30 protein-coding genes and 1 tRNA gene are annotated in these 26,692 nt (G+C 71.6%); 11 read left to right on the forward strand and 20 right to left on the reverse strand.

The window, feature by feature from the left end:
• Positions 1-65 precede the first annotated feature (65 nt).
• Together DEJ43_RS17105 and DEJ43_RS17110 are read left to right on the forward strand one after the other, a co-directional pair.
• Positions 66-560, forward strand: coding sequence for a sugar transferase (locus tag DEJ43_RS17105; RefSeq protein WP_015034635.1), 495 nt, complete (start codon positions 66-68; stop codon positions 558-560).
• 107 nt (positions 561-667) lie between these two features.
• The gene (locus DEJ43_RS17110; protein ID WP_015034636.1) at positions 668-2,929 is read left to right on the forward strand and encodes a (Fe-S)-binding protein; all 2,262 of its coding nucleotides are present in this window, start codon (positions 668-670) and stop codon (positions 2,927-2,929) included.
• Positions 2,930-2,993: 64 nt separating this feature from the next.
• Here DEJ43_RS17110 and DEJ43_RS38550 read toward each other — a convergent pair whose 3' ends face one another.
• Positions 2,994-3,752 (reverse strand): hypothetical protein, encoded by a 759-nt coding sequence (locus DEJ43_RS38550; RefSeq protein WP_015034637.1) that lies wholly within the window; start codon positions 3,750-3,752, stop codon positions 2,994-2,996.
• Between the two features lie 225 nt (positions 3,753-3,977).
• Here DEJ43_RS38550 and DEJ43_RS17120 point away from each other — a divergent pair, with 225 nt between their 5' ends.
• A complete protein-coding gene (locus DEJ43_RS17120; protein ID WP_041662572.1) occupies positions 3,978-4,832 on the forward strand; it encodes a Yip1 family protein in 855 nt (284 codons plus the stop codon).
• An 83-nt stretch (positions 4,833-4,915) separates the two neighbouring features.
• Here DEJ43_RS17120 and DEJ43_RS17125 read toward each other — a convergent pair whose 3' ends face one another.
• Together DEJ43_RS17125 and dcd are read right to left on the reverse strand one after the other, a co-directional pair.
• Positions 4,916-5,413, reverse strand: coding sequence for a phosphoribosyltransferase (locus tag DEJ43_RS17125; RefSeq protein WP_015034639.1), 498 nt, complete (start codon positions 5,411-5,413; stop codon positions 4,916-4,918).
• A 13-nt stretch (positions 5,414-5,426) separates the two neighbouring features.
• The gene (gene dcd, locus DEJ43_RS17130) at positions 5,427-6,002 is read right to left on the reverse strand and encodes a dCTP deaminase (protein ID WP_017240230.1); all 576 of its coding nucleotides are present in this window, start codon (positions 6,000-6,002) and stop codon (positions 5,427-5,429) included.
• Between the two features lie 402 nt (positions 6,003-6,404).
• Between dcd and DEJ43_RS17135 the strand changes: the two genes are divergently transcribed.
• Positions 6,405-6,475, forward strand: a tRNA-Gly gene (locus DEJ43_RS17135).
• Positions 6,476-6,559: 84 nt separating this feature from the next.
• Here DEJ43_RS17135 and DEJ43_RS17140 read toward each other — a convergent pair.
• Both DEJ43_RS17140 and DEJ43_RS17145 read right to left on the reverse strand, forming a co-directional pair.
• Entirely contained in the window at positions 6,560-7,219 is a 660-nt protein-coding gene (locus tag DEJ43_RS17140; RefSeq protein WP_015034642.1) for a response regulator, read from the reverse strand.
• Positions 7,216-8,343 (reverse strand): sensor histidine kinase, encoded by a 1,128-nt coding sequence (locus DEJ43_RS17145; RefSeq protein WP_015034643.1) that lies wholly within the window; start codon positions 8,341-8,343, stop codon positions 7,216-7,218. The genes DEJ43_RS17140 and DEJ43_RS17145 overlap by 4 nt, the downstream gene beginning before the upstream one ends.
• Positions 8,344-8,540: 197 nt before the next feature.
• On the opposite strand from DEJ43_RS17145, the gene DEJ43_RS17150 reads away from it, so the two are divergent.
• Entirely contained in the window at positions 8,541-8,969 is a 429-nt protein-coding gene (locus tag DEJ43_RS17150) for a DUF6223 family protein (protein ID WP_015034644.1), read from the forward strand.
• A gap of 210 nt (positions 8,970-9,179) precedes the next feature.
• Positions 9,180-10,415 carry a glycosyltransferase gene (locus DEJ43_RS17155; protein WP_106433722.1) on the forward strand — a complete coding sequence of 412 codons (1,236 nt, stop codon included), beginning with the start codon at positions 9,180-9,182 and terminating at the stop codon, positions 10,413-10,415.
• Positions 10,416-10,424: 9 nt separating this feature from the next.
• Here the strand turns inward: DEJ43_RS17155 and DEJ43_RS17160 are convergent, their stop codons facing one another.
• From DEJ43_RS17160 to DEJ43_RS17175, 4 genes are all read right to left on the reverse strand, one after another.
• On the reverse strand, positions 10,425-10,967 hold the full coding sequence (locus DEJ43_RS17160; protein ID WP_015034646.1) for a dihydrofolate reductase family protein: 543 nt from the start codon (positions 10,965-10,967) through the stop codon (positions 10,425-10,427).
• A gap of 102 nt (positions 10,968-11,069) precedes the next feature.
• Positions 11,070-12,380, reverse strand: coding sequence for an SgcJ/EcaC family oxidoreductase (locus tag DEJ43_RS17165; RefSeq protein ID WP_015034647.1), 1,311 nt, complete (start codon positions 12,378-12,380; stop codon positions 11,070-11,072).
• 83 nt (positions 12,381-12,463) lie between these two features.
• On the reverse strand, positions 12,464-13,135 hold the full coding sequence (locus tag DEJ43_RS17170) for a hemerythrin domain-containing protein (RefSeq protein ID WP_015034648.1): 672 nt from the start codon (positions 13,133-13,135) through the stop codon (positions 12,464-12,466).
• A 179-nt stretch (positions 13,136-13,314) separates the two neighbouring features.
• Complete coding sequence (locus DEJ43_RS17175; protein ID WP_015034649.1) at positions 13,315-14,202, reverse strand: LysR family transcriptional regulator; 888 nt, start codon at positions 14,200-14,202, stop codon at positions 13,315-13,317.
• Positions 14,203-14,447: 245 nt separating this feature from the next.
• On the opposite strand from DEJ43_RS17175, the gene DEJ43_RS17180 reads away from it, so the two are divergent.
• Positions 14,448-15,083: a histidine phosphatase family protein gene (locus DEJ43_RS17180; protein WP_015034650.1), complete on the forward strand. Its 636-nt coding sequence runs from the start codon at positions 14,448-14,450 to the stop codon at positions 15,081-15,083.
• On the opposite strand, the gene DEJ43_RS17185 is transcribed toward DEJ43_RS17180, so the two are convergent.
• From DEJ43_RS17185 to DEJ43_RS17220, 8 genes are all read right to left on the reverse strand, one after another.
• Positions 15,063-15,788, reverse strand: a complete 726-nt coding sequence (locus DEJ43_RS17185) for a lysophospholipid acyltransferase family protein (RefSeq protein ID WP_015034651.1) — start codon at positions 15,786-15,788, stop codon at positions 15,063-15,065. The two genes, DEJ43_RS17180 and DEJ43_RS17185, sit on opposite strands and share 21 nt — an antisense overlap.
• Positions 15,788-17,023, reverse strand: a complete 1,236-nt coding sequence (locus DEJ43_RS17190) for a wax ester/triacylglycerol synthase domain-containing protein (RefSeq protein WP_015034652.1) — start codon at positions 17,021-17,023, stop codon at positions 15,788-15,790. Before DEJ43_RS17190 ends, DEJ43_RS17185 begins: the two co-directional genes overlap by 1 nt.
• 19 nt (positions 17,024-17,042) lie before the next feature.
• The gene (locus tag DEJ43_RS17195; RefSeq protein WP_015034653.1) at positions 17,043-18,065 is read right to left on the reverse strand and encodes a beta-ketoacyl-ACP synthase III; all 1,023 of its coding nucleotides are present in this window, start codon (positions 18,063-18,065) and stop codon (positions 17,043-17,045) included.
• Positions 18,062-18,301 carry an acyl carrier protein gene (locus DEJ43_RS17200; RefSeq protein WP_041662578.1) on the reverse strand — a complete coding sequence of 80 codons (240 nt, stop codon included), beginning with the start codon at positions 18,299-18,301 and terminating at the stop codon, positions 18,062-18,064. The genes DEJ43_RS17195 and DEJ43_RS17200 overlap by 4 nt, the downstream gene beginning before the upstream one ends.
• Before the next feature lie 175 nt (positions 18,302-18,476).
• Positions 18,477-19,145, reverse strand: coding sequence for a cation efflux transmembrane domain-containing protein (locus DEJ43_RS17205; protein ID WP_015034655.1), 669 nt, complete (start codon positions 19,143-19,145; stop codon positions 18,477-18,479).
• Positions 19,146-19,147: 2 nt separating this feature from the next.
• A complete protein-coding gene (locus tag DEJ43_RS17210; RefSeq protein ID WP_041662580.1) occupies positions 19,148-19,483 on the reverse strand; it encodes an ArsR/SmtB family transcription factor in 336 nt (111 codons plus the stop codon).
• Positions 19,484-19,673: 190 nt separating this feature from the next.
• Positions 19,674-20,906 (reverse strand): MFS transporter, encoded by a 1,233-nt coding sequence (locus tag DEJ43_RS17215; RefSeq protein ID WP_015034657.1) that lies wholly within the window; start codon positions 20,904-20,906, stop codon positions 19,674-19,676.
• Positions 20,906-22,288: an NAD(P)-binding domain-containing protein gene (locus DEJ43_RS17220; RefSeq protein WP_015034658.1), complete on the reverse strand. Its 1,383-nt coding sequence runs from the start codon at positions 22,286-22,288 to the stop codon at positions 20,906-20,908. The genes DEJ43_RS17215 and DEJ43_RS17220 overlap by 1 nt, the downstream gene beginning before the upstream one ends.
• Positions 22,289-22,456: 168 nt before the next feature.
• On the opposite strand from DEJ43_RS17220, the gene DEJ43_RS17225 reads away from it, so the two are divergent.
• Positions 22,457-22,819, forward strand: coding sequence for an ArsR/SmtB family transcription factor (locus tag DEJ43_RS17225; RefSeq protein ID WP_041662582.1), 363 nt, complete (start codon positions 22,457-22,459; stop codon positions 22,817-22,819).
• Positions 22,816-23,319, forward strand: a complete 504-nt coding sequence (locus tag DEJ43_RS17230; protein ID WP_015034660.1) for a GNAT family N-acetyltransferase — start codon at positions 22,816-22,818, stop codon at positions 23,317-23,319. Before DEJ43_RS17225 ends, DEJ43_RS17230 begins: the two co-directional genes overlap by 4 nt.
• 21 nt (positions 23,320-23,340) lie before the next feature.
• On the opposite strand, the gene DEJ43_RS17235 is transcribed toward DEJ43_RS17230, so the two are convergent.
• Genes DEJ43_RS17235 through DEJ43_RS17245 form a run of 3 tightly spaced genes read right to left on the reverse strand, consistent with a single transcriptional unit; the run spans position 23,341 to position 25,518 of the window.
• A complete protein-coding gene (locus DEJ43_RS17235) occupies positions 23,341-24,408 on the reverse strand; it encodes an ArsO family NAD(P)H-dependent flavin-containing monooxygenase (RefSeq protein WP_015034661.1) in 1,068 nt (355 codons plus the stop codon).
• Positions 24,405-25,175 (reverse strand): aquaporin, encoded by a 771-nt coding sequence (locus DEJ43_RS17240; protein WP_015034662.1) that lies wholly within the window; start codon positions 25,173-25,175, stop codon positions 24,405-24,407. Before DEJ43_RS17240 ends, DEJ43_RS17235 begins: the two co-directional genes overlap by 4 nt.
• A 34-nt stretch (positions 25,176-25,209) precedes the next feature.
• Entirely contained in the window at positions 25,210-25,518 is a 309-nt protein-coding gene (locus DEJ43_RS17245) for an ArsR/SmtB family transcription factor (protein ID WP_015034663.1), read from the reverse strand.
• 112 nt (positions 25,519-25,630) lie between these two features.
• On the opposite strand from DEJ43_RS17245, the gene DEJ43_RS17250 reads away from it, so the two are divergent.
• Both DEJ43_RS17250 and DEJ43_RS17255 read left to right on the forward strand, forming a co-directional pair.
• Entirely contained in the window at positions 25,631-26,047 is a 417-nt protein-coding gene (locus tag DEJ43_RS17250; protein ID WP_015034664.1) for an arsenate reductase ArsC, read from the forward strand.
• Positions 26,048-26,349: 302 nt separating this feature from the next.
• A complete protein-coding gene (locus DEJ43_RS17255; RefSeq protein ID WP_015034665.1) occupies positions 26,350-26,553 on the forward strand; it encodes a cold-shock protein in 204 nt (67 codons plus the stop codon).
• The last annotated feature ends 139 nt before the right edge of the window (positions 26,554-26,692 follow it).

Here is a 26,692-nt window from a genome sequence, read left to right on the forward strand (position 1 = left end):
TTTGACCGGATTCGCATGAGAGGGTCCGGACATATCCCAGGATTACCGCCGAAGGGTGTGAGCGCATGACGGCGAAGCACATGACGGCGAAGCGCGCGGTCGATGTGGCGGGCGGCCTCCTCCTGCTCCTCGTGCTCGCGCCGCTGATCGCCGGAACCGCCCTGTCGATCGCCCTCGGCGGCACCGGCGCGGTGCTCCGCCGCCGCGAGGTGGCGGGTCTTGAGGGCCGCCCCTTCACCATGCTGACCTTCCGCACCCGGGGCCCGCTGGCCGCGCTGCCCCTGCTGCTGCACGTCGTCGGCGGCCGGATGTCACTGGTGGGGCCCTGCCCGCTGGCCCCGACCCACCGCGAGTGCGCGGGCGAGGGACGCCGCCGGCTCTCCGTACGCCCCGGGCTCACCGGCCCCTGGCAGATCAGCGGGCGCTCGGACCTGCCGTGGGAGGAGCGCGAGCTGCTCGATCTCCACTATGTGGACCACCATTGGCTGGGGATGGATCTGACGATCCTGGCGCGTACGCTTCCAGCAGTCCGCAGACGTCGCGCGGCAAGGTTTGCCTGAGCGACACATATCACCGCGAGCGCCGCTACAGCGCGGCGCCGTGACCGGGTAATCTCAGCAGGAACTCAATAAGTTACCGCTTAGTAGGCCCGCCCGAGGAGCCCGTCATGCAACTCGCCGCGATCATCGTGTCGATCGCCATCACGGTGGTGGCCGTCGCGCTGTTCGGCCGCGCCACCGTGCAGATCTACCGCTTCGTGCGGCTCGGTCAGCCGGTCCCGGCCGGTACGCGCACCGGTGACCCCAAGCAGCGCACCATCACGCTGGTCAAGGAGTTCCTCGGCCACACGCGCATGAACCGCTGGGGCATCGTCGGCTTCGCGCACTGGTTCGTGGCGGTGGGCTTCTTCTCGCTGCTCCTGACGATCGTCAACGCCTTCGGCCAGCTCTTCCAGGCCGACTGGCTGATCCCGATCATCGGCGACTGGCTGCCGTACGAGATCTTCACCGAGTTCCTCGGCCTGATGACCGTCCTCGGCATCGTCACCCTCATCGTGATCCGGCAGCTCAGCAAGCCGACCCGGGCCGGCCGCAAGTCCCGCTTCGCCGGCTCCAAGACCGGCCAGGCCTACTTCGTCGAAGCGGTCATCCTGATCGTCGGCGTCTGCATCATGACGCTCCGCGCCCTCGAAGGCGTCCAGCACCACGTGACCAGCTGGGAGCCCGGCTTCTTCGCCTCGTACCCGCTGATCGCGCTGCTCGACGGCCTGGACCTGAGCACGATCCAGTACCTCACCTACGGCTTCGCCGCGCTCAAGATCGTCACGTCCTTCACCTGGATGATCACGGTCTCGCTCAACACCAACATGGGCGTCGCCTGGCACCGCTTCCTCGGCTTCCCGAACATCTGGTTCAAGCGGAACGCCGACGGCTCCACCGCCCTCGGCGCGCTCCAGCCGATGACGACGGCCGGCAAGGAGATCGACTGGGAGGACCCGGCCGAGGACGCCGTCTTCGGCGTCTCCCAGGTCGAGCAGTTCTCCTGGAAGGGCATCCTCGACTTCTCCACCTGCACCGAGTGCGGCCGCTGCCAGTCGCAGTGCCCCGCCTGGAACACCGGCAAGCCCCTCTCCCCCAAGCTCCTCATCATGTCGCTGCGCGACCACGCGCACGCCAAGGCGCCGTACCTGCTCGCGGGCGGCGGCAAGGACATGGAGGGCAACGAGAAGGCCACCGAGGAGCAGCTCAAGGACGTCCCCGCCGCCGCCCTCGCGGAGGCCGAGCGCCCCCTCATCGGCACCGCCGAGGAGAACGGCGTCATCGACCCCGACGTCCTGTGGTCCTGCACCACCTGCGGCGCCTGCGTCGAGCAGTGCCCGGTCGACATCGAGCACATCGACCACATCGTCGACATGCGCCGCTACCAGGTGATGATCGAGTCCGCCTTCCCGTCCGAGGCCGGCACGATGCTCAAGAACCTGGAGAAGAAGGGCAACCCCTGGGGCCTGGCCAAGAAGCAGCGCGTCGAGTGGACCAAGGAGGTCGACTTCGAGGTCCCGATCGTCGGCAAGGACGTCGAGGACCTCACCGAGGTCGACTACCTCTACTGGGTCGGCTGCGCCGGCGCCCTGGAGGACCGCGCCAAGAAGACCACCAAGGCGTTCGCGGAGCTGCTGCACATGGCGGGCGTCAAGTTCGCGATCATGGGCGGCGAGGAGAAGTGCACCGGTGACTCGCCCCGCCGCCTGGGCAACGAGCCGCTGTTCCAGCAGCTCGGCGCCGAGAACGTCGCGATGCTGAACATGGCGTTCGGCGAGGACGACGAGGACGAGTCGACGAAGAAGCCGAAGTCGGCCAAGAAGATCGTCGCGACCTGCCCGCACTGCTTCAACACCATCGCGAACGAGTACCCCCAGCTGGGCGGCGAGTTCGAGGTCATCCACCACACGCAGCTGCTCCAGCACCTCATCGACGAGGGCAAGCTGGTCCCGGTGACCCCGGTCGACGGCCTGATCACCTACCACGACCCCTGCTACCTGGGCCGTCACAACAAGGTCTACACGCCGCCGCGCGAGATCATGTCCGCCGTCCCGGGCCTGCGCCAGCAGGAGATGCACCGCCACAAGGAGCGCGGCTTCTGCTGCGGCGCCGGTGGTGCAAGGATGTGGATGGAGGAGCGGATCGGCAAGCGCATCAACAACGAGCGCGTCGACGAGGCCCTGTCCCTCAACCCGGACATCGTCTCCACCGCCTGCCCGTTCTGCCTGGTCATGCTGACCGACTCGGTCAACGGCAAGAAGAACGAGGGCAAGGCCAAGGAGTCCGTCACGGTCGTGGACGTGGCCCAGCTGCTCCTCGAATCGGTGAAGACCCCGGTGGACCCGGAGCCCGAGCCGGCCGAGGAGCCGGAGCCGGAACCGGCTGCCTGAGCGTGATCCTGAAGAGGGCCGCCCCGCGCGTGAAGCGCGGGGCGGCCCTCTTCGTCGTGGCGCCTCAGGCCCGCTGGGCGACGTACTTCTCGACGAGCTTGCCCTGGAAGTCGTAGACCCAGCTGTTGGCCCCCTGCTTGGGGGTGTCGATGGCGGCGAGCTTGTACTGGTGCTTGCCGGCGTCGACGAGCTTGTAGGTCCAGCCGTGGTGGGCGGCGGTCGGGTGCTTGAGGTCGAGGGAGCCGATGTGGCCGCCGTTCTTCGCGGTGAGCTCGACGCGCGGCCAGCTCTTGCTCTTGAAGAACTGGGCGACGTTGCCGTCGGGCAGGGTGATCCGGGCGTCGGCGGCCCGCACGGTGTTCTTCTTCTGCTCCGGGACGGGCTTGGGGGTGGGCTTGGGGACGGGCTTGGGCCGGGGCTTCGTGCTCGGGTCCGGCTTGGGCTCCGGCTTCGGCTTGGGGGCGGTCTCGACCCAGGAGCGCACGGTGCCGTCCGGCTGGAGGACGACGTGGAGCCCGTTGTGCTGCCCGTACGCGGGCTTCCCGCCGGTGCTGGTGAGGGTGTCGATCAGGGACCCGCCGGCGTAGATGTCGGCGGAGAAGCGGCCCGGGCCGTCCTGGTAGACCTTCGCGAGCGAACCGTCCGCGAGGTCGACGTTCCGCCAGAACACGGACTGGTCGCCGGCCGTCCCGTCGCTCGGGGCCGCCGTGGGCGCCGGGTCCGGGCCGTCGGCGGCGAAGGCCCCCGCGGCCGGCAGGAGGAGGGCGGCGACGGCCCCGGTGGCGACGGCGGCGGTACGGGCGGAACGACGGGTGACACGCATCGGAAGAGCTCCTTGCTCAAGTCGCTGGCATCTCGCTGACACCTCGAAGCTACGAGTACGACATTGAGGTGATACGTCGGATTTGTAACAGCGGTCGCAAGCCTGTCCGGCGACCGTGTCACGGCCCACAGCGGATCCGCTCAACCCCCTAGGGGATGTCACAGCTCAGTGGCAAGGACCGGTCCGGGGAGCGGTCGCGCGGCGGAAGCGGGTACGTTCGACGACGTGGCTGGATTCAGGAACGGACGCGGCCGGGACAACCGCCCCCCGCACAATCGACCGCAGCAGGCGCCGTACGGGCACGACGCTGCCCCTCCGCCGTACCCGCAGCAGCAGTGGCAGCAGCCGCCGCAGGGGCAGCCGTACGGCCGGCAGGGACAACAGCAGCCCTACGGGGAGCCGGAGTACTTCGGCGACCCGTACGGCCAGCCGCAGCACCCGCACGCCGCGACGGCGAACAACCCGGGCCACACCCAGATGTTCAGCGTCGACGACCCGTATGCCCAGGGCGGACCGGCCCCCGCGCCCGTCCCGACCGGCCCCCGCCTCCCCTGGAAGCCGCTCCTGAGCGGCATCGTGCTGCGCCCCGCGGACACGTTCCTGCGGATGCGGGACCACGCGGTCTGGGGCCCGGCGCTGATCGTCACCTTCCTGTACGGACTGCTGGCGATCTTCGGCTTCGACAAGGCGCGCGACGAGGCGATCAACGCGACCCTGTCGACGGCCATCCCGTACGTCCTGATGACGGCCACCGGCTTCGTCGTCGGTGGCCTCATCCTGGGCGCGGTGACGCACACCCTGGCGCGCCAGCTGGGCGGCGACGGGGCGTGGCAGCCGACCGTGGGCCTGTCGATGCTGATCATGTCGATCACGGACGCGCCGCGCCTGATCTTCGCGCTCTTCCTGGGCGGCGAGAACGGCCTCGTCCAGGTCATCGGCTGGGTGACCTGGCTGGCGGCCGGGGCGCTCTTCACGATGATGGTGAGCCGCTCCCACGACCTTCCGTGGCCGAAGGCGCTGGGCGCCTCGGCGATCCAGCTGGTGGCCCTGCTGAGCCTGATCAAGCTGGGCACCCTGTAACCGCGGGCACCATGAGAGAGGCCCCCCGCCGGCAGTCGCCGTCGGGGGGCCTCTCTCGTGGCCTCACAGCCGTGCCACGGGGATCAGGCGTCGAGGACCTGACCCTCACGCTTCACGACGGGCGGCTCGACGGACCAGGGGAAGTTGATCCACTCGTCGGTCTTCTTCCACACGTACTCGCACTTCACGAGCGAGTGGGACTTCTCGTAGACGACGGCGGAACGGACCTCGGCGACGTGGTCGACGCAGAAGTCGTGGACCAGCTTGAGGGTCTTGCCCGTGTCGGCGACGTCGTCGGTGATCAGCACCTTCTTGTCGCTGAAGTCGATGGCGTCGGGCACCGGCGCCAGCATGACCGGCATCTCCAGCGTGGTCCCGACCCCGGTGTAGAACTCCACGTTCACGAGGTGGATGTTCTTGCAGTCCAGGGCGTAGGCCAGACCGCCGGCGACGAAGACGCCGCCGCGGGCGATGGAGAGCACGATGTCGGGCTCGTAGCCGTCGTCGGCGATCGTCTGGGCCAGCTCACGGACGGCGCGCCCGAAACCCTCGTACGTCAGGTTCTCGCGTACTTCACTCATGCCTGCGACCGCCTCACACCTGGGTCCGATGGAAGTTCATGAACGAACGGGAGGCCGTCGGCCCCCGCTGGCCCTGGTACCGGGAGCCGTACCGCTCGCTCCCGTACGGGAACTCGGCGGGCGAGCTCAGCCGGAACATGCAGAGCTGGCCGATCTTCATGCCAGGCCAGAGCTTGATCGGCAGGGTGGCGAGGTTCGACAGCTCCAGGGTCACGTGCCCGGAGAAACCGGGGTCGATGAACCCGGCGGTGGAGTGCGTCACGAGCCCCAGCCGCCCCAGGGAACTCTTCCCCTCCAGCCGGGACGCGATGTCGTCCGGGAGGGTGATGACCTCGTACGTCGAGGCGAGCACGAACTCGCCGGGGTGGAGGATGAACGCCTCGTCCCCCTCCGGCTCGACCTCACGGGTCAGGTCCAGCTGCTCGACGGCGGGGTCGATGTGGGGGTAGCGGTGGTTCTCGAACACCCGGAAGAAGCGGTCAAGCCTCACGTCGATGCTCGAGGGCTGCACCATGGATTCGTCGTACGGGTCGATGCGCACCCGCCCGGCATCGATCTCGGCCCGGATGTCCTTGTCTGAGAGAAGCACGCCCCCACGATACGCAGAGGGCGCGGACCTGCCCCAATCGGCAGGCACCCGCGCCCCGGGCACTCGTCAGCGCCGCCCGACCTCCACCGGCACCGCATGCCGCAGCCGCGCACAGCGCGGACACCGGATCAGCCGCCCGGGCCCGATCCGCCCGGCCCCGAGCTGCTGAAGCGGGAACGAAGCGGTACTGAACACATGCCCTTCGGCACAACGGACGACGGTGCGCTCCATCGAACCCATCAAGTCCCTTCCCCTACACATGTGGTGGACGGGAAGCCACATTAGGGGATGAACAGGACAGCACGCAGACGGCACTCCGCACACGAAACCCCATGAGCTTCGACTCAAGTGGCACATGGGGTACAGTGTGCAACGATGCGGCACGGATCACCCGGCCGCTGCGCGGATGTAGTTTAATGGTAGAACATGAGCTTCCCAAGCTTATAGCGCGGGTTCGATTCCCGTCATCCGCTCTTCGAACGAAGCCCCAGGTCAAGCGACCTGGGGCTTCGTCGTTGTCCGGACCCTTCTTCCGCGCCTCCCGGCAGTCGGCGCTCCTAGCCGCGTGGGGTCACCAGGCCGGATTCGTAGGCGAGGATCACCAGCTGCGCGCGGTCGCGGGCGCGGAGTTTGGTCATCGCCCGGTTGACGTGGGTCTTCGCGGTCAGCGGGCTGACCACCATGTGAGCCGCGATCTCGTCGTTGGACAGGCCGTGCGCGACCAGGACGACGGCCTCCCGTTCCCGGCCGGTCAAGCCTTCCAGTACCTCGCCGGTGTCGGTGGGGAGCGGTTGGGTGACGTACCGGTTGATCAGTTTGCGGGTGATCGAGGGTGCGAGGAGGGCGTCGCCGCGCGCGGCCACGCGTACGGCGTGCAGGAAGTCCTCCGGCACGATGTCCTTGACGAGGAATCCGGCGGCCCCTGCGGACAGAGCGTCGAAGACGTATGCGTCCAGGCCGTAGTTGGTGAGGATGACCACGTGGACGTCGGCCAGCGCCGGGTCGGCCGCGATGCCCCTGGTCGTCTCGATGCCGTCGAGGACCGGCATCTGGATGTCGACGAGTGCGACGTCGGGCAGGTGTTCTCTGGCGAGCGCCAGCCCTTCCTGGCCGTTGGCCGCCTCGGCCACGACCTCGATGTCGTCTTCCAGGTCGAGGAACGCGCGGAACCCGCTGCGGATGAGCGGCTGGTCGTCGACCAGCAGGACACGGATCACGCGGCACTCTCCACGGGGAGCTCGGCCCGGACGGTGAAGCCGCCCTCGTCGCGCGGTGCTGCCCGGAGGCTCCCGCCGAGAGCGGTGACGCGTTCGCGCATCCCGAGCAGTCCGATGCCGGGCACGGGGTCGATGTCCGGCGTGGCCTTGCCGTTGTCGTCGATCCGGAGGGCGACGGCGTCGGGGCGGTAGTCGATATGGACGGACGCGGCGGTGGCGTCCGCGTGACGGGCGACGTTGGTGAGGGACTCCTGGACGATCCGGTAGACAGTGCGGCCCACCGCCGCCGGTACGCCGTGCTGCCGGCCCTGGATCGTCAACGTCGTCCGCACACCGGTCCGGCCGGCGCGCTCCACCAGTTCGGGGATGTGGTCGAGGCCGTGCGGTGGGGTCGTGTCGTCGTCGCGCAGGGCCTCCAGGGTGGCACGCAGCTCCCGTGACGCCTCCCGGCCGGCTTCCCGGATGACCAGCAGAGCGTCCGGGACCGGTTCGCCGCGCTTGCGGGCCACATGAACGGCGGCTTCGGACTGCACTTTGATCACCGAGATCTGATGGGTGAGTGAATCGTGCAGCTCCCGCGCGATGTGCAGCCGTTCCTCGTCCGCACGGCGCCGCGCCGCCTCCTCGCGGGTGCGCTCGGCTTCGTCCGCCCTCTGCTCGGCCTGCCGGAGGGCTTCACCAGCGGCGCCGGCGGCGATGAGCCAGGCGATCTGGAGGGCGCCCCGGGCCTGCGCGAACGCCTCGCCCGCGTCGTGCAGGCCCGACACCAGTGCCGCGAGGGGGAGGGAGGCCATCACGGCCACGCTCATCGCCACCGTGATGAGGCGGTGTCCCGCCCTCATGGCCGCGTACACCGCGAAGAGGAACGCGACGGCGGCCACGTCGAACCCTGCCGCCTGATAGCCCACCGCACACACCCCGGTGACGGCGAGCACGGCGACCGGAGCCCGGCGTCCGGCGGCGAGGGCCAGGCCGCCGACTGCCAGCAACACGTACCCGAGCAGGCCGACCCCCGTGGCGGGGTGCTGCCCGGAAACGCCGGTGATCAGCAGCGCCGCCGCCACGCCGACGGCGATCAGCCCGTCTCTGACACCGGCCCGAACACGGAACCACCCTTTGTTCATGAGCGCACCGTAAGCCCGGACCGCCACGGGCGAATCCCGCTCGCGAACGAGGGCCCGGCTACCACGCGTGCAGTACTTCCGCGGCACCTGCCGTGTCCGTGGTAGCGCGAAGTGTCTGCGCTTGCACGACGACCTGCCAGAGGTCCGACCGACATTCTCGAAACGCATCCCGTCATCGGAAGAGAAGGAGCACTCTGATGCCCGCTCGCCGCCTGTTCGCCGCCGCCTCGGCCGCCCTCCTCAGCGGGCTCGGCCTTGCTCTCTCCACACCAGCGGCAGCGCACGCCTCGGTCCAGCCTGCCGCCGCCGGCGTGACCGACTTCAGTCTCAGCAGGCTCGGAGCCACCACCGGCGGGCTGCTGGGTCTTGCCGCGTTGGTCATCGCCGTACTGGCACTGACCCGACCCGCCAGTCGTCTCGGCATTGCCACCGGGTCACTCGGGGCCACGGCGGCCGTGGTCGCGGGGCTGGTCGCCATGGCTCTCGGCGCGCTGGTCGCGTCCACCGCCGACGGCGGACTCGGCACCGGCAACGGACTCGGCGGCGCCTACGTGGCCCTGCTGCTCGGACTGGCCGGCGCTGCCCTGGGCAGCCGGGCACTGACCCGCTCCCGCCGCACCGGTTGACGGCCCCGGAGGCGCGATCACCGCGGCCACCACACGGTTCCTCCACCACCAGCCGCCGACGGAGCCGGGTCGGTCGGCATGGCAGCCCTCGGCTGTCAGCGCGAGGGACGGCCCGAGCCGCGCCGGGGGGCTTGCGGCAAGGCATCGGTCGTGCCGGAGAATCGCCGGTCTAAGCCGGAAACGTGAGGCCGCGGGGGTCGCGAAGTGCGTGTGGTGTTGTCGACGTATGGGGCGCGCGGGAGCGTCGAGCCGATGGTGGGGCTCGCCGTGCGGCTGCGGGAACTCGGGGCGGAGGTACGGGTGTGCGCGCCGCCCGACGAGGAGTTCACGGAGCTGCTCTACGGTATCGGTGTGCCTCCGGTACCGGTCGGCGCGCCGGTGCGCCCGCTGGTGACCACGGTGGTGCCGGGGTCGACGGAGGGCTTGGCGAAGCGCGTGTCCGATCTGATCGCCGCGCAGTTCGGCGCCGTCGCCGCGGCGGCCGAGGGCTGTGACGCGCTGGTGGCGACCGGGCCGCTGCCGGTCACGGCCGGCGCCCGGTCGGTGGCCGAGAAGCTCGGCATCCGCTACGTACACGCCAGTCACACGCCGGTCAGCCTGCCCTCGCCGCACCAGCCGCCGCCCGGGCGGCGGGGCCGACCGCTGCCGCCGGAGGTTTCCGACAACCGGGAGCTGTGGGACATCGACGCCCGGAACGCGAACGAGATGTTCGGCGAGGTGCTCAATGCCCACCGGGCGGGGATCGGCCTGCCACCTGTGGACAACGTCCGCGACTACGCCTTCACCGACAGCCCGTGGCTGGCCACGGACCCCGTCCTGAGCCCGTGGCGGCCGACGGACCTCGGCGTGGTGCAGACCGGCGCGTGGCTGCGGCCGGACGAACGGCCGCTCCCGCCCGAACTGGTGGCTTTTCTCGACGCCGGCACCGCGCCGGTGTACGTGGGCTTCGGCAGCATGCCCCTCGGCGACGCGAAGGGCATCGCCCGGGCGGCCGTCGGGGCGATCCGCGCGCAGGGCCGCCGCGTGGTCCTCTCCCGCGGCTGGGCCGAGTTGGGCCCGATCGACGACCGGGACGACTGCTTCGCCGTCGGCGAGGTCAACCAGCAGGCCCTGTTCGCCGAGGTGGCTGCCGTCGTGCACCACGGCAGCGCGGGCACCACGACCACCGCCGCCCGGGCCGGCGCGCCCCAGGTGGTGGTGCCCCAGGGGGCGGACCAGTCGTACTGGGCCGACAGGGTGGACGACCTGGGCATCGGCGCGGCACACGCCGGCCCGGTCGCGACCACCGCATCCCTCTCCGCAGCGCTCCAGGTGGCCCTGGCCCCCGGGACGCGCGCCCGGGCGACCGCCGTGGCCGGCACGGTCCGCGCCGACGGGGCGGTGGTGGCCGCGCGGATGCTGCTCGAAGCGACCCCCACCAGGGCCGAGGGCGCCGCGACGCGGTAGCCCAGCGGATCACGCCCGCTGTCGCCGTTCGACGGTGTAGCGCAGCTGGGCGAAGCCGCCGCCGGCGTCGGAGACCGAGTCCAGACGAAGAGGGATGTCGTGGGGCAGGTCGCCGAAGAGCCGGTGGCCCGCGCCGATGAGGACCGGGGCGACGCTGATGATGAACCGGTCGACGCGACCGGCGCGGATGAAGCTCTGGATCAGGCGTCCGCCGTCGGGGTAGACGTGCTTGACCCCGCGCTCGTCGAGGTCGGCGACGAGGCCGTCCAGGTCGCGGTAGACCGTGATGCGCGGGTCGGCGCCCTCGGGGAGGGTGGTGCTCAGGACGCCGACGTGGCGGTCGCCGTAGTGCCAGTTCTCCTCTCCGAAGCCGATGACCTTCTCGTACGTGTTGCGGCCCATGATCACCGCGTCGACCGACTCCAGGAACCCGAAGAAGCCCATGTCGCCCGCCTGCTCGCCGCGCGAGGTCAGCCAGTGGATGTCGTCGTCGGGGCGGGCGATGTAGCCGTCGAGGCTGGTGCCGATGAAGACGGTGGCGGTGAAGGTCACAGGGTCCCCCAGGGGGTGGTCGAGAGCGTCATGGAACAGGGCGGCGGGATCACCGTCGCCGGTGCCGGCCGAGCGCGGCAGGACCGGGAGGCGTACGGGGCGTCAGTCGGCGACGAGGGTGTTCTGGGCGGCGCCGATGCGCCAGGCGCCGTCCTCCTTCACCAGGAGGTAGCAGGGACGGCCCTCGGGCCGGACGGCGATCCGGGTGCCGTCGGGGCGGACCGGCTGCTGACGGACGTTCACCGCGGCCACGTCCGGCCGCAGGAACAGCACGCGCTCGACGTCGTACACGGCCGTGGACTCGGCCGACGCACCGGGCAGCACCTTCTGCGTGTACGCCGCGATCTCGTCGAAGCCCGACAGCCGCTTGCCGTGGCCGGTGGTCCACACCGGGTCCTGCCGGCGGAAGAGGCTCAGGAACCGGTCGACCAGCTCGTTCTGCCGGGCGTGCTCGACCTCGGCGACCAGACGGCGTATCGCGGCCACCTCGGCGTCGGCCTCCGGGCTGTCGGGGGCTCCGAACACCTCGACCGGCCGGTACGAACCCGACACCAGCTCCTCCACCGCGCCCGGCCGCTCCGGCCGCCAGCCGAGTACGGTACGGGCGGCGGCGCCGCTGACGCTCTGGTCGAGGGCCAGCGCGTCCGCGAAGAGCGGACCGAAGACCTCGGCGGCCTGCTCCACCGGCACCGCGAGCGGGACGGCGAGCACTCCGGCCGCTCGGCCCGCGGCGCGGGCGAGGTCACGGACCGGGACGGCCGCCTCGCCGACACCGTGCCAGACGGTGCCGGCCTCGGCCCGCGCGACGGCGGCCACGAACAGCTCGGCCAGGTCGTCCACGTGGACGGTCGGCCAACGGACGCCCTCCTCGCCGTAGTACTCGGGCACTCCCCGCCCGCGGGCCCGGTCGACCAGGATGGCGGGGATGCCACCGCCACGCCCGTACACGATGCCGGGCCGGACGACGACCGCGCGTACGCCCTCGGCGACCTCGGCGAGCACCCGCTGCTCGATCCTCGGGCGGTAGCCGACGATGCCGATCGGGTCGGTCGGAGCCTCCTCGCCGACCTCCTGGGCGTCACCGGTGGCGCCGAGAACCCAGACGCCGCTGGTGTAGACGAAGGGGCGGCCGGTGCCGCGGAGCGGAGCGGCGAGCGCCTCGATGACGGCGGTGTCCACGTCCTCGTCGCCGCTCGGGGGCGCCAGGTGGATCACGGCCTCGATCTCCGGGGTCACCGCGTCGGCCAGCGAGGCCGGGTCGGCGGTGTCGCCGACCCGTTGGGCGTACCAGGTCCGGCCGGGCTGCGGCTCGGCGCCGCGGGTGAGGGCGACGACCTGGTGACCGGCGGCGGCGAGGTGCTCGGTGACGGCGGAGCCGATGTAGCCGGTGGCACCGGTGAGCAGAACCTTCATGAAAATTCCCCTCTTGAGGACGGAGATGTTCCGCCTCGTTCGATGGTCTGTGGAATGGGGCAGGGCTCAGGAGCGGGTGAGCGTCAGGGCGACCGGGTGCCCCACCGGTCGAGCGCCGCGTAGGCGGGCTGCCATCTGTCCGTATACGTGCGGTGTACGGACTCCGGCAGGAGCTGCGTCAGTACGGCGGCCACGGTCCGCTCGGCAGCGCCGTCCAGGAGCCATGGCAGGATCCGGGCCGCGTCCGGCTCGATCCGCTGGGCGTGGACGCGCCCGAAGTGGTTCCACTGCTCCTCGCCCAGGACGGTCTGAACCAACGGGAAGACGGTCTCCTCCTCGTGACGGAGATGTCCGCGGAGCCCGGTGACGAGCGAGCCGGTGAGCTCACTGAACAGGTCGGGACCGACCTCGGGACCGACCTCGGGGCCGCCCGGTGCCTGGCCGGTCGCCCGGTCGATCGCCTCCAACAGGCGGGCGAGCACGGCGTGTTCGGCCTCGATCACCTCCAGCCGCGCCAGAGAGAAGGGGCGGCCGCGTAGAGCCTCACGCAGGGACGGCCACAGTGCGTCGTCCTCGGCGGCGTGGTGGGCGTGCAGAGCCCTCCGGAACAGCTTCCAGCCCGCGGTGCGCAGGACGTTCCGGGGGTCGGGGCCGGCGCGCGTGGTGACGCGGGCCAAGGAGTGCAACTCCCTTCGGAACGCGTTGTGCATCGCGTACGACACCGTCATGTCGAATCTGTCTGCCTTGGCCGTCACGTCTGCCCAGCTCCTGGATCAAGTCGCCGAGTGAGTGAGCGTCAGACAGCGGCCTCATGCCGGTTCCTCCAGCCCGCCCGGGTGCCTCAACCCTCGTCTGATGCCAGGTCCGGATCAACGCCGGTTTCGTGCGTTGATCGATAACTCGACGGTTATCGGCGTACAGGAGCTGATAGGCGTCAGAACCGCAGGGCGCCGAGGTCGCGGACCGTGTCGGCGAGGACCGTGATCGGCTCGCACTCCGCCTCGGTACGCCAGACCAGAGCGAAGGACAACGGCGCCAGGTCCGTCACGGGTATCCAACGGATGTTCGGCATGCCCCAGTGCCGGGCGACATGGCTGGGAAAGCTGTGGATGATCTCGCCCATGCCGACCTGATTGATCAGTTCCTCCGCGTTGGTCACGGGGCGCCCGCGCTCGATCCGCCGGCCCTCGAAGGTCTGGAAGGGCAGGTAGCTGTCCTCCCAGTACTCCGGCATGCCGGGGGCGACGGCGTGCCGGAAGTCGGCGAACATCTCCAGCCGCGCGGACGTTCGCCCGGCGAGCTCGTGGTCGGCGGCCACGGCGAGGATGCGGGGGTTGGTGCACAGGACCGGGCCGACGGTGAGGTCCGGCTCCTCCACGGGCAGCCAGGTGACGAGCACGTCCACGTCACCGGCACGGAGCCGGCCGAACGGATCGACGTAATCCAGCTGGCGGACCTCCAGCTCCCACCGTGGAAGCCGCGCGCGGAAGGCCCTCCAGTAGGGGTGCAGGTCGACGACGTTGAACGGCATCATGCCGACGCGGAGCCTGCCGGTGACACCGCGGGCGGCCGACCGGGCGCGTTCCAGGGACTCGTGCAGGCCCGCGTAGACCGGCTGCAGGTCGTCGCGCAGTTGGCGTCCGACGCCGGTGAGCCGCACGGTGCGGCTGGTGCGCTCGAACAGCGCGGCGCCGATGCGCCGTTCCTGCTTCCTGATGGCCTGGCTGACCCGCGCCTGGGAGACCAGGAGCCGCTGGGCCGTCCGGCCGAAGTGCAGCTCCTCGGCCAGAACCAGAAAGATCTCGATGTCCCGCAGCTCCATCACGCCCCCGTGTCCTCCTCGGCCGCCAACCCAGGGGCTGTCGAGCCGCCGAATTGTACGTTGATCGCACTTTCGCGCGCAGGGGAAGCGGCTGAAGGACCCGGGAGGAGGACCCGGCGGGACATGGGCTTCGTGCCGCCCGGTCTTTCCGGGTGAATTCCCCCTGCGGGGCGCCACGTTCGGTGTCGTCGGTGCCGTTGACGGGGTGAGCGACCTGATGATGGTCGATTGCCCTGGGAGTGCAGATGCGCCTGTTGCTGATCCGTCACGGCCAGACGGCCGCGAACCTGGGGGGCGCCCTCGATACGGCGGCCCCCGGGTCGCCCTTGACGGAGGTCGGGCACCGGCAGGCCGGCGCGCTGGTGGACGTTCTGCGGGAGGAGCCGATCGGGGCCGTGTTCGTCTCGCCGCTCACCCGGACCCGTCAGACCGCGGAGCCGTTGTCCTCGGCGCTCGGGCTGCGGCCGGCCGTGCGGGACGGCCTCCGGGAGCTGGAGGCGGGTGTCTGGGAGCTGAGCACGGCCGGGGACGACGTCAGCAGGTACGCGGCGGTCGCCTCGGCCTGGGCGTGCGGGCGTCCCGAGGTTCCGATGCCGGGGGCGTCCGACGGGAGGGAATTCCTCGGCCGCTTCGACGCGGTGATGGCCGAGGCGGCGGACTGCGGGGCCCGCGTCGCCGCGCTGGTGACCCACGGCACGGCGATCCGGATCTGGACCGCCGCGCGCACCGACAACATCTGCATCGGGTACGCCCTGGAGAACGAGGTGCCCAACACGGGCGTCGTCGTGGTGGAGGGCACGCCGGCGACCGGATGGCGCGTGCTGTCGTGGGCGGGGACCGAGGTCGGCGAACGGGCCGAGTCAGCCTTGCTCGTGGGGTGAGCGCCAGGCCGGGGACGCCTTGCGGGGGGCCGGCAGGTCGACGAACTCCTGCCCGGACAGTTCGGCGATGCGGTGCATGAGGTGGAGCGTGGTCTCCCGCAGGGCCGCGGTGGTCGGGAAACCGTCGGCGCGGCGCTCACCGGCTTCGACGGCGAGTGGTGGGCCGAAGCGGACCCGGACCGGGTGGGATCGCAGCCCCGCGCTGCCGATGGGCTGCACCCGTTCGGTGCCGCTGATGCCGAAGGGGATGAGGGGGGCGCCGCTGATGAGGGCGAGGGCCGCAGCCCCTGGACGGCCTCGGTAGAGCCTGCCGTCCGGGGAGCGGGTGCCCTCGGGGTAGAGCGCGAGGAGGCCGCCGCTCTCCAGGACCCCGCGGCCCGTGTCCAGGACGCCGCGTGCGGCCGCCGGCCCGCCGTACCGGTCGACCGGCAGAATGCCGAGACGGCGGTAGTAGTGCGCCATCAGTCGCCCTCTGGCGCCGGGGCGTGTGAAGTACTCCTCCTTGCCGAGGATGGCGACGCCGCGAGGAACGGTGGCGTAGAGGAAGTACGTGTCGCAGGCGGCGAGATGGTTGCCGGCCAGGATGACGGGGCCGGAGACCGGGATGTGCTCGACGCCCGTGACCGTCGTACGGCAGTGGGTGCGGGTGATCAACCGCATGGCGGCGCGCGCGGTGCGGTAACAGAGGTGCGGCGGTCGGTGCATCACGTGGTGGGGGAGGGTACGGGCGGGGCCAGGACGTCGATGGCCCGGAGCCACAGGTCGGCCAGCTTCTCGGCGGCGGGCAGCGCGGTGTCCGCCGTGATGGAACAGACTGCCTCGTCACGCCAGAGCGTGAGCGCCGGCTGGTACGGGAACGGGGCCGGAAGGCAGTTCAGATTGATGAAACGTCGGGCCCGGTGGCCGGCGAAGCCGATGTCCGCGGTGAAGCCCAGAACGGTGGTCTGCATGCCGGCCCGTGCGAACACCCGCCCGGAGAGCGCCCCGACCTCGGCGACGCCGAGCCGTCCCATCGCCTTCCCCATGGCCCAGCGGGCCCCGGGATCCCGAAGCCACTTGGTGCGGCCGGCGAGGGTCCTGGCGCGTTCACCGAGGTCGCGCTGCTCCCACGGGAGGTCGACCAAGGCCAGGGCGAAACGGTTTCCGGCGTACGGGGTCACGCCGCCCGCGTCCAGGGACACGGGCAGGACGATGCCACGGGTCCGCCGGCCCTCCGCCGTCCAGCCCGTGGGGTCGGCCTCCTCGGCGACCCGGGACAGGGCGGCGATGTGCACGTCCAGGACCGAGCATTCCAGCGATCGCGCAGCCGCACGGAGCCGGGTGACGGGCACGACCGCCGAAGTGAGCACACGCCGGTTGTCGGGCACGCCGGGCAGCAGAGGAAGCCGTGGTGCCCGCACCAGCAGACGGGTGGAGGCCGCCGCCGTGCGCAGGCGTCCGCTGACGCGCACGCCGAGAGCGGGGGTTTCCTTGTGGCGTTCCGGCGCCGACGGGGGCGCGGTGGGTTCGGTGCGCGCGAACAGCAGGCGCATCAGCCGCATCTGGCTGACCCCGTCGTGGAGGGCGTGGTGGGAGCGGTAGCACAGGAGATACCCGTCCCCGCCCTCACCGGGAACCAGCCACACCGCCCAGGGGCGTTGCGCGCACGCGGGCGCCGGGCTGTTGACCAACGCGTCATAAGCCCGTGCCCAGTCGCCGGAGCCGCAGCCCGGCACGGCGAGTTCACGTACGTGGGAGGCGAGGTGATCGCGGCAGCCCACCAGCGGCGGCAGCAAGGGAAGCCGCCGCTGTACGTGGTCGAGGACCGCGTCGATCCGCGGCGGCGCGCCCTCCATCTCCATGACCGCGCCGATGTGGAGGTAGTGGGCGGACTCCTCCATCCCGCGGATCGTCTCGTCGAGCGCCGGATACGGGACGGCAGGAACGGCCGCACGCGTCATGTCCGCCCTCTCCTCCACCTCATTCACCCGTCGTCAGCTCGGGCCATACGACGGTGGTGGCCCCCCAGGTCAGGCCGGCGCCGAACGCCGCGATCACCAGGCGCTGCCCCGCCGCGAGGGAACCGTCCCGGACCGAGTGGTCGAGGAGCAGCGGAACGGACGCCGCGGACGTGTTGGCGACGTGCTCGATGTTCGACAGCCAGCGGTCCCCCGGCACACCGAGGCTGGTCGACAGTGCCTGGGCGATGCGTGCGTTCGCCTGGTGGATCGCCACGCGGTCGACGAGAGGCAGGCTCCAGCCGCCCCTGTCGGTGGCCTCGCGGATCGCCCCCGCCATGCGCTCGACCGCGTGCCGGAACACCTGCCGCCCTTCCATGCGCAGGTAGGGACGCGGTTCCTCGGCCGTGTAGCCGTACTGCGTACGAGAACCGCCCAGCTCCGTACCCAGCAGACCCGCACCGGTTCCGTCGCTGCCCAGCACGAACGGCCCGAGGGCCCCGGGCTCGTCGGCATGCCCCGCCCGCACCACGACCGCGCCCGCACCGTCACCGAAGATCGCGGCGGTGGTCCGGTCGTCAGGGTCGACGACGGCGGACATCGTCTCCGCCCCGATCACCAGAACCCGTTCCGCGGTTCCGGCGGCGATGTAACCCGCGGCCACCGACAGGGCGAACACGAACCCGGAACACGCCGCGGAGAGATCGAACGCGACGACACCCGACAGCCCGAGGCGGGAGGCGATCTCGGGTGCGCACGACGGGATCAACCGGTCAGGCGTCGCCGTCGCCAGCAGAACGGCGTCCACCTGCCCGTGCCCCTGTGACTTCAGGGCCCGCGCCCCCGCCTCCACGGCGAGGTCGATGGTCGCCTCCCCCGGCGCCACCCGGCGCCTGCTGAGTACCCCCGTGCGCTGGCGGATCCAGTCGTCCGTCAGCCCCAGCCGCTCCGCGATCTCGTCGTTGGACACCACGGTGGCCGGCTGCCATGCGCCCAGGCCGCACAGCACCGCCGCCGGTCCCCCGGCGTTCCGTGCGGCCGTCACCGCGCTGCGGGCTGCTGGCAGCGCTGCTCGAGCAGCGTCGCCACCTCGCCGACCGTGGCACACGCGGCGAGCTCGTCCTCGTCGACAGCGACGCCCCACTCCTCCTGGACGATCATGCTCAGTTCGGTCACGGCCAGGGAGTCGAGTCCTGCCGCGTCCGCCGTCGCCTGAGCAGTCACGGCGTCCTCCGGCAGCCTGAGCCGGTCCACCAGCGTTTCCCGCAGCCACTCGTACACGGTTCTCCCTGTTGCTCGCATCCGTTGCCGCGATGGCGCGGCGTTCCGGACCAACGTTCCAGACAGCGATCTTGGAACGGCGCGGCGACCACTCTCACGGGTGAACGGCCGCGAGGGATTCCCCCGATAGGGGGACGGCACCACGGAACCGCCGAGGCGAGGGGGTGGGATCCGCTCAGGCCCCCGTCTTGCCCGGCACTTCACATGCGCAGCAGCCCTCGCCCCTCCAGGCGTCGCGGCCTTCCTTGACGGCGATGGCGGCGATGAGCAGGGCGGCGATGGGGTCGGCCCAGGACCAGCCGAGCGTGGCGTTGAGGACGAGGCCGAGCAGGAGCACGGCGGACAGGTAGGTGCACAGGAGGGTCTGCTTGGAGTCGGCGACCGCGGAGGCGGAGCCGAGTTCACGGCCGGCACGACGCTGGGCGGCCGACAGGAACGGCATGACGGCGAGGGAGAGGGCGGCGATGACGATGCCGGGGACGGAGCGTTCGGCTTCCCCGGTGCCGGTGAGCGCGCGGACGGCGTCGACGGTGACGTACGCGGCGAGCGCGAAGAAGGAGACGGCGATGATCCGCAGCGTGCGCTGTTCGCGGGCTTCGCGGACGGCGTGGTCGCGGGCGGAGAACTGCCAGGCGACCGCGGCGGCGGAGGAGACCTCGATGACGGAGTCGAGGCCGAAGCCGATCAGGGCGGTGGAGGAGGCGAGGGTGCCGGCCGTGAGGGCGACGATCGCCTCGATGACGTTGTAGGTGATCGTCGCGGCGACCAGCAGGCGTATCCGGCGGGTGAGCACGTCGCGGCGGGCCGGGGAGGGGCCGAGGGTTATCGACATCGCGGCGGTCATGGTCAGCAGCAGCCCTTCTCGTCGGCGTCCGGGCAGGTGCGGTCGGTCTCCACGGCCACGACAGCGGTGCGCAGGTCGTCCAGCGCGTGGCCGAGCCGCTCGTCGGCGAGCTCGTACCGGGTGCGGCGGCCGTCGGGGACGGTGACGACCAGGCCGCAGTCGCGCAGGCAGGCGAGGTGGTTCGACAGCCGGGTCCGGGAGACGCCGATCGCGTCGGCGAGGTCGGCCGGGTAGGCGGGGGCATCGCAGAGGGCGAGCAGGATGCGGCAGCGGATCGGGTCGGCGAGGGCACGGCCGAACCGGGCGAGCACGTCGATGTCGGAGGCAACAGTGAGCACACGCCGATAGTACACAGAATCCTGAATTCAGGAAACCGTGGATCGTGTCGATCGGTCCGCACGGCCGGGCATCGGTTTGCGACCGCTCCTGCCCCCTAGGTGCGAGGGACCAGTGGCGGGAGTTGCCAGGTGCCGTCGAACCTCACCAAGCCCTGAACATCGCGCCGCCGCGACGCCCCGGCTCGGCCCCTCAGGCCGCCGGAGCGTCGCGCAGGCCTGTTCTCGTCGCCAGGACGGCGGCCACGGCGGAACTGCCGGCGAGTGCGGCGAACAGTCCGCTGTAGCCGCCCAGCGCTCCGGCCAGGGCGGCTCCGGCCCACGGGGCGAGGGCGGCCGCGAGGGTGGCCGGGGCCGCGAGGAGGGCGGAGAGGCGGCCGTAGTGGGTGGCGCCCCAGCGGTCGGTGACGGCGGTCGCGTGGAGGAGGGTGAGGTTGCCCCGTACGACTCCGGCGAGGACGGAGAGCAGAGCGAGGAGCGCGATCGGGCCGGGGACCAGGGCGAGGGCCGCGGTGGTGGCGCCGCCGAGGGCGATCAGGACGGCGGTGCGGGTGGTGACCGTGGTGCGGGCGGCGAGGGAGGCGTAGAGAGTGCGGCCGAGCGTCTGGCCGGCGCCGCCGAGGCCGAGCGCCCAGGCTGCGGCGGTCGGGCTCGCGCCGCGTTCTTCGAGGAGCGGTACGAGGCCGATGACGACGGCGTACATGGCGAAGCCGGAGAGGGTGAACGCGGTGGCGAGCAGGACGAAGGGGCGGGTGCGGGCGGTTCCGTCCGCTCCGGCGGGCCGCGCGGATTCCTGGCCCGGCGTTGCGGGCGGCCAGGGGGCCCGGAGGGCGAGCGCGTGGGCGGGGATCGTGATCGCGGCGAGGACGGCGGCCAGGACCAGGTAGGTGGCGCGCCAGTCCAGACGCTCGGCGAGGGCGGCGGTGAGCGGGGCGAAGGCGGTGGAGGCGAGGCCGCCGGCGAGGGTCACGATCGTGAGGGCGCGGACCCGGTCGGGTCCCCACCAGCGGGTGAGGGCTGCGAAGGCGGGCTGGTAGAAGGTGGCGGCCATGGCGATGCCCGCCAGGGCCCAAGCCGCGTAGAACGCCGCGAGGTTGGGGGCGGCTGCCACGGCCGGCAGGGCCACGGCGGCGAGGACGGAACCCGCTGTCATGACGAGGTGCGGGCCGCGCCGGTCCAGGACTCGGCCGATCGGCACGCTCGCCGCCGCCGAGACGAGAAGGGCCAGGGAGAAGGCGCCCGTGACCGTGCCCGCCGACCAGCCGGTGTCCGCGGTGATCCGGGACAGGAGGACGGGGAAGGCGTAGTAGACGATGCCCCAGCCGGCGATCTGGGTGACGCACAGCGCGGGCAGCACGGCGCGGGGCCGCGACCGGACGCCCGTTCCGGTCGCCGCCCCGTCCGAGCGGGTGGTCAGACCGGGCATCAGCCGCAGGAGGGCGCGGCGTTGGTGCTGCCGAGCTGGACCAGCGCGGGAGCGGCGGGGGCGCAGCAGCCTCCGCCGTCGGCGCCCTGGGCGGTGTCCTGCTGGTCGGCGTCCGGCTGGTCGAAGAGGCCGGCGCCGCCGCAGACGCCGGTCTCCGGGAGGACGAGTTCGACGCGTTCGGCCGACTCGTGGTCGCCGGCGATGGCGGCGACGACGGAGCGGACCTGCTCGTAGCCGCTGAGGGCGAGGAAGGTGGGGGCGCGGCCGTACGACTTCATGCCGACCAGGTAGACGCCCTGCTCCGGGTGGGACAGCTCCTTCACGCCGTGCGGGTAGACGGTGCCGCAGGAGTGCTGGTTGGGGTCGATGAGCGGGGCGAGTTCGACGGGGGCCTGGAGGCGCTCGTCCAGGCCGAGGCGGAGCTCGGAGAGGAAGGACAGGTCGGGGCGGAAGCCGGTGAGGACGATGACCTCGTCGACCGGGTCGAGACGGCGGCCGTCCTCGGCCACGAGCACGAGCCGCTCGCCGTCGCGCTCGATCGCCTCCGTACGGAAGCCGGTCACGGCGTCCGCGTGACCCTCGTCCACGGCGGCCTTGGCGGCGAGACCCAGCGCGCCACGTGCCGGGAGCTGGTCGGCCGTGCCACCGCCGAAGGTCGAGCCGGAGATGCCGCGGCGCAGGATCCACACCGCCTTCGTGCCTTCTTCCTCCCGAGCCAGGTCCGCGAACGAGGCGAGGGCGGTGAAGGCAGAGGCGCCGGAGCCGATGACGGCAACGCGCTTGCCCGCGTAACGGGCGCGGACGGCCGGGTCCTTGAGGTCGGGGACGCGGTACGAGACGCGGTCCGCGGCGGCCTTCTCGCCGAGGGCCGGGAGGCCCGAGGCTCCGGCCGGGCTCGGGAGGGTCCACGTACCCGAGGCGTCGATGACCGCGCGGGCGAAGATCCGCTCCTCGCGGCCGTCGGCGTGGGTGACGTGGACGACGAACGGCTGGGTCTCGCGGTCGGCGTCGACGATCCGGTCCCGGCCGGCCCGCGAGACGCCGGTGACCGTGGCGCCCAGGCGGACCTTGTCGCCGAGGACGGCGGCGAGCGGCTGGAGGTAGTCGGCCGCCCAGTCGCCGCCCGTCGGGTACGTCTTCGCGTCGGGCTTCACCCAGCCGGTCGGCGCGAGGAGCTTCTCCGCCGCCGGGTCGGTGACCTCGCCCCAGGTGGAGAACAGCCGGACGTGCGCCCACTCGCGCACCGCCGCGCCGGCGGCCGGACCGGCCTCCAGGACCAGCGGTTCGAGGCCACGGTCGACGAGGTGGGCGGCGGCGGCCAGACCCGCGGGCCCGGCACCGATCACGAGGACGGGCAGCTGGTCGGTGGCGATGGCGTTCACGACGGTTCCCCTCTTTGCTTCGACACCTGTCGATGTCTTGTGCGGCCAGGATGGCACTTGCATCGACGAGCGTCAACATAGACATTCATCGAAATTCGAGAGTTCAGAGCGTCCGGGGCGACCGGAACACCCCTGGGCGACTGGTTCGACATGTGTCAACATAGACGCATGTCGAATGCCCCCGTGTTGCCGCTGATCCAGCCCGAGGCCGCCGCCTGCTGCCCGCCGCTGAACGAGCGCCCGCTGACCTCCGAGGAGGCCGAGCGCACCGCCAGGATGTTCAAGGCCCTCGGCGATCCGGTCCGCCTGCGGCTCTTCTCCGCGGTCGCCTCCCACGAGGGCGGCGAGGCGTGCGTCTGCGACATCTCCGACGTCGGCGTCTCCCAGCCGACCGTCTCCCACCACCTGAAGAAGCTGAAGGAAGCCGGGCTGCTCTCCTCCGAGCGGCGCGGAACCTGGGTGTACTACCGCGTCGAGCCGGCCGTCCTCGCGGCGATGGGCGCGCTCCTCACCAAGGCGGCCGCCGCGTGACGGCGTCCACCGCGACCGTCGTACCGCTCACGCCCGCACACGCGGCGCAGGTCGTCGCGATCTACCAGGCCGGGATCGACGAGGGCAACGCCACCTTCGAGACCACCGCCCCCACCTGGGAGCAGTTCGACGCCGCCAAGCTGCCCGAGCACCGCTTCGCCTCCGTCGACGAGACCGGCCGGGTCCTGGGGTGGGTCGCCGCGACCAAGGTCTCCGACCGGTGCGCGTACGCGGGCGTCGTCGAGCACTCCGTCTACGTGCACCCCGACGCGCGGGGGCGGGGCGTCGCCTCCGCCCTCCTCAAGGCGCTCGTCGAATCCACCGAGGCGGCCGGGATCTGGACGATCCAGTCCGGGATCTTCCCCGAGAACGCCGCCAGCCTCGCCGTCCATGAGCGGGCCGGCTTCCGGGTCATCGGCACCCGCGAGCGCATCGGCCGCCACAACGGCCGCTGGCGCGACACCGTCCTCGTCGAGCGCCGCAGCCCCCACATCGACTGACCGTCGGGCGCAGGGTGCGCCCTAGCTCGAGCCGCCTGCCAGGAGGGAGGCGATCGCCCGGGCGGCTTCTCGCGCCGGGCGGCCGACGCCGATGAGGGTGGCCGAGGCGGGGCCGGTCCAGTCGCCGTAGCCGAGCAGGTGGAGGCGGGGCTCGTCCACGGCCTGGGTGCCGGTCGTGGGGATGCGGCCGCGTGCGCCGCGCAGGCCGAGCGGGGCGAGGTGGGAGAGGGCGGGGCGGAAGCCCGTGCACCAGATGACCGCGTCCGCCTCCGCCGTGGTCCCGTCCACCCACGCGACGCCGGCCGCGGTCATCCGGTCGAACATCGGCTGGGCCTTGAGCAGGCCGGCGTCGCGGGCGGCGCGTACGGGCGGTACGGCCACGATGTCGCCGAGGGAGGCCACGCCTCCGGTGTCGGTGCGGCCCTCGTCGAGGGCGCGGCGGCGCGCGGTGGCGTGGTCGAAGAGGGCGCGGCCGTCGATGTCGTCGGCCAGATAGCGGGGTTCGCGCAGGGTGACCCAGGTCAGGTGGGCGGCGTGGGCGAGGTCGGCGGGGATCTGGGCGCCGGAGTTGCCGCCCCCGACGACGATCACCTGCTGTCCGGCGAACGCTGCCGGGTTCTCGTACGCGACGGTGTGGAGCTGGGCGCCCCGGAAGTCCGCACGGCCGGGGATCGCGGGGACGAAGGGGCGTGACCAGGTGCCGGTGGCGCTGACGACGGCCCGTGCCCGCCACGTACCGGAGTCGGTCTCCACGCGCAGGAGTTCGCCGTCGCGGTGGACGCCGGTGACGCGTACGGGCCGCACGGCGGGGAGTTCGTACCGCTGCTCGTACTCGGTGAGGTACGCGACGACGTGCGCCGCGTCCGGGTACGTCTCCCCCGGCTGCGGCGGCATGAGCCGGCCCGGCAGCGAGGAGTACGCGGCCGGGGAGAACAAGTGAAGGGAGTCCCAGGTGTGCCGCCAGGCCCCGCCGGGGGCCGCACCGGCGTCGAGGACCACGAAGTCCAGCCCGAGGCGGCGCAGGTGGTAGCCGGCGGCGAGCCCGGACTGGCCGCCGCCGATCACCACCACGTCCACGGCCTGGGTCACCCGGCGTTCGCCTTCCCGCGCGGGAAGATGACCGCGACCAGGGCGAGGCCCACGACCGCGCCGATCAGCTGCATGCCGATGAACCCCGGCACGGAGCCGGGAGCGATGCCCGCGAAGGTGTCGGTGAACGCACGACCGATCGTCACCGCCGGGTTCGCGAAGGACGTCGACGAGGTGAACCAGTACGCGGCGCCGATGTACGAGGCGACCGCGACGGGCGCGAAGCGGAGCCGGTCGGTACGGGCCAGGCCGAAGATCAGCAGGATCAGGCCGGCGGTCGCGACGACCTCGCCGAGGAGCAGGTTGCCGGCCGAGCGGTCGTGGGTGGACCACTTCACCAGCGGCTCGCCGAACATCGCGTCCGCCAGGATCGCGCCCGCTATCGCGCCGGCGACCTGGGAGGGGACGTAGACGGCGAGCTCGCGGGCGTCGACCCCCGCGCCGCCGCGGCGGGCGGTCCACCACTCGGCGAGGGTGACGGCCGGGTTGAAGTGCGCGCCGGAGACCGGGCCGAGGAGGGCGATCAGGACGCCGAGGCCGAAGACGGTGGCGGTGGAGTTCGCCAGCAACTGCAGGCCCACGTCCTCGGTGAGCCCGGTGGCCTGGATGCCGGAGCCGACCACGATCGCCACCAGCGCGGCGGTGCCCACGAGCTCGGCGGCGGCTCGGGCGACGAGCGGGGTACGGGGCGGGGTGGCGCCGGGCGCGGGCTGCGGCGGCGCGTCGGCGGCCATGGCGTCGCTCGCGGCGGGCTCGGTGGCGGTCACGGGCGGGGTCTCCTCGGGCAGGTGAGACGAGAGGCTACGGGCAGGCTCTCTTGGTGTCGGCGTGGGCGCGTGCGGCTGCGGCCAGGTCGGCGAACCGGCCGGCCAGGGCTTCGATGACGTCGGGCTTGAGCCGGTAGTAGGTGAACCGGCCGCAGGGTTCCGTCTCCACGACCCCGGCCTCGCGCAGGACTCTCAGGTGGTTGGAGAGGTTGGTCTGCTTCGCACCGGTCTCCTCGACGAGGTGGGTGGTGCACAGCGTCTCGCGGGCGAGCAGGGTCACGATCTGGAGGCGCAGGGGATCACCCAGCACCCGGATCAGATCAGTATCGACTGACGTCATCATGGACTGATACTGTCACATCACCCTGGACTGATACCAGCCTGGGCTGACCTCGCTCGGCGGCGAGGCGGACGACACCGGCCGCTCCCCGTACTGCCCCTTTAAGGAAGAACCGATGACCGCTCCACTCGCCTCCGTGCTCTTCGTCTGCGTCCACAACGCCGGCCGCTCCCAGATGGCCGCCGGATTCCTGCGCCACCTGGCCGGCGACCGCGTCGAGGTCCGCTCCGCGGGCTCCCTCCCCGGCGACCGGATCAACCCCTCGGCGGTCGCGGCCATGGCCGAGCTGGGCATCGACATCTCCGACCAGAAGCCGAAGGTCCTCACCACGGAGGCCGCGCAGGCGTCGGACTACATCATCACCATGGGCTGCGGCGACGCCTGCCCGTACTTCCCCGGCAAGACCTACCTCGACTGGACCCTGGAGGACCCGGCCGGACAGGGCGTCGAGGCCGTCCGCCCGATCCGCGACGAGATCAAGGGCCTCATCGAGGGCCTTATCGCCGAGATCGACGCGAAGCAGCAGGCGTGACCCAACGGCGCATTCGCGAGGCGAATACCTGTGTTCGCGGTCTGAGATTTTAACGGTCATCGCACAGAGAGTTTTTACCGGCGGCACGCAGGGGGAAATATTCTCCGCACACAGACTGCGGCGACGTGCTACTGTCGAACTCAGTTGCAGTTTTGGTACCCAAAAACTTCAAGCGCCTCCCGTCGGCCGTGTGTCGCACGGAAGCGCTTTGTATTTCCGGTCATTTCCGGGCAGGGCATCATCGCGGCGACACGGCGTCCGTAAGGTACGGATGCCGTCGTAATGCCCCAAGGAGATATGACATGGCTAATGGCACCGTGAAGTGGTTCAACGCGGAAAAGGGTTTCGGCTTCATCGAGCAGGACGGTGGCGGCCCTGACGTGTTCGCCCACTTCTCCAACATCGCCGCCCAGGGCTTCCGCGAGCTCCAGGAGGGCCAGAAGGTCTCCTTCGACATCGCGCAGGGCCAGAAGGGCCCGACGGCCGAGAACATCGTCTCCGCCTGACGCTGACGCGTAATACGTAGCTGGGGCCCGCATCCTTCGGGGTGCGGGCCCCAGCTGCATGCATTTCGCAGGGCCTTCACGCGCACCTGCGTCTCTCGTATTTCTTTCGCTCGCCCGCTTGTGCCGACAATTCCTTTGT

Source organism: Streptomyces venezuelae ATCC 10712 (assembly GCF_008639165.1).
In the GTDB taxonomy this organism is placed as follows: domain Bacteria; phylum Actinomycetota; class Actinomycetes; order Streptomycetales; family Streptomycetaceae; genus Streptomyces; species Streptomyces venezuelae.

Excerpts from the sequence above, each read along its gene's own strand:
- DEJ43_RS17105 (WP_015034635.1), top strand. The coding sequence starts at position 66 with ATGACGGCGAAGCACATGACGGCGAAGCGCGCGGTCGATGTGGCGGGC.
- DEJ43_RS17110 (WP_015034636.1), top strand. The coding sequence starts at position 668 with ATGCAACTCGCCGCGATCATCGTGTCGATCGCCATCACGGTGGTGGCC.
- DEJ43_RS38550 (WP_015034637.1), bottom strand. The coding sequence starts at position 3,752 with ATGCGTGTCACCCGTCGTTCCGCCCGTACCGCCGCCGTCGCCACCGGG.
- DEJ43_RS17125 (WP_015034639.1), bottom strand. The coding sequence starts at position 5,413 with ATGAGTGAAGTACGCGAGAACCTGACGTACGAGGGTTTCGGGCGCGCC.
- DEJ43_RS17145 (WP_015034643.1), bottom strand. The coding sequence starts at position 8,343 with ATGAACAAAGGGTGGTTCCGTGTTCGGGCCGGTGTCAGAGACGGGCTG.
- DEJ43_RS17150 (WP_015034644.1), top strand. The coding sequence starts at position 8,541 with ATGCCCGCTCGCCGCCTGTTCGCCGCCGCCTCGGCCGCCCTCCTCAGC.
- DEJ43_RS17165 (WP_015034647.1), bottom strand. The coding sequence starts at position 12,380 with ATGAAGGTTCTGCTCACCGGTGCCACCGGCTACATCGGCTCCGCCGTC.
- DEJ43_RS17175 (WP_015034649.1), bottom strand. The coding sequence starts at position 14,202 with ATGGAGCTGCGGGACATCGAGATCTTTCTGGTTCTGGCCGAGGAGCTG.
- DEJ43_RS17180 (WP_015034650.1), top strand. The coding sequence starts at position 14,448 with ATGCGCCTGTTGCTGATCCGTCACGGCCAGACGGCCGCGAACCTGGGG.
- DEJ43_RS17185 (WP_015034651.1), bottom strand. The coding sequence starts at position 15,788 with ATGCACCGACCGCCGCACCTCTGTTACCGCACCGCGCGCGCCGCCATG.
- DEJ43_RS17190 (WP_015034652.1), bottom strand. The coding sequence starts at position 17,023 with ATGACGCGTGCGGCCGTTCCTGCCGTCCCGTATCCGGCGCTCGACGAG.
- DEJ43_RS17205 (WP_015034655.1), bottom strand. The coding sequence starts at position 19,145 with ATGACCGCCGCGATGTCGATAACCCTCGGCCCCTCCCCGGCCCGCCGC.
- DEJ43_RS17215 (WP_015034657.1), bottom strand. The coding sequence starts at position 20,906 with ATGCCCGGTCTGACCACCCGCTCGGACGGGGCGGCGACCGGAACGGGC.
- DEJ43_RS17225 (WP_041662582.1), top strand. The coding sequence starts at position 22,457 with ATGTCGAATGCCCCCGTGTTGCCGCTGATCCAGCCCGAGGCCGCCGCC.
- DEJ43_RS17245 (WP_015034663.1), bottom strand. The coding sequence starts at position 25,518 with ATGATGACGTCAGTCGATACTGATCTGATCCGGGTGCTGGGTGATCCC.
- DEJ43_RS17250 (WP_015034664.1), top strand. The coding sequence starts at position 25,631 with ATGACCGCTCCACTCGCCTCCGTGCTCTTCGTCTGCGTCCACAACGCC.
- DEJ43_RS17255 (WP_015034665.1), top strand. The coding sequence starts at position 26,350 with ATGGCTAATGGCACCGTGAAGTGGTTCAACGCGGAAAAGGGTTTCGGC.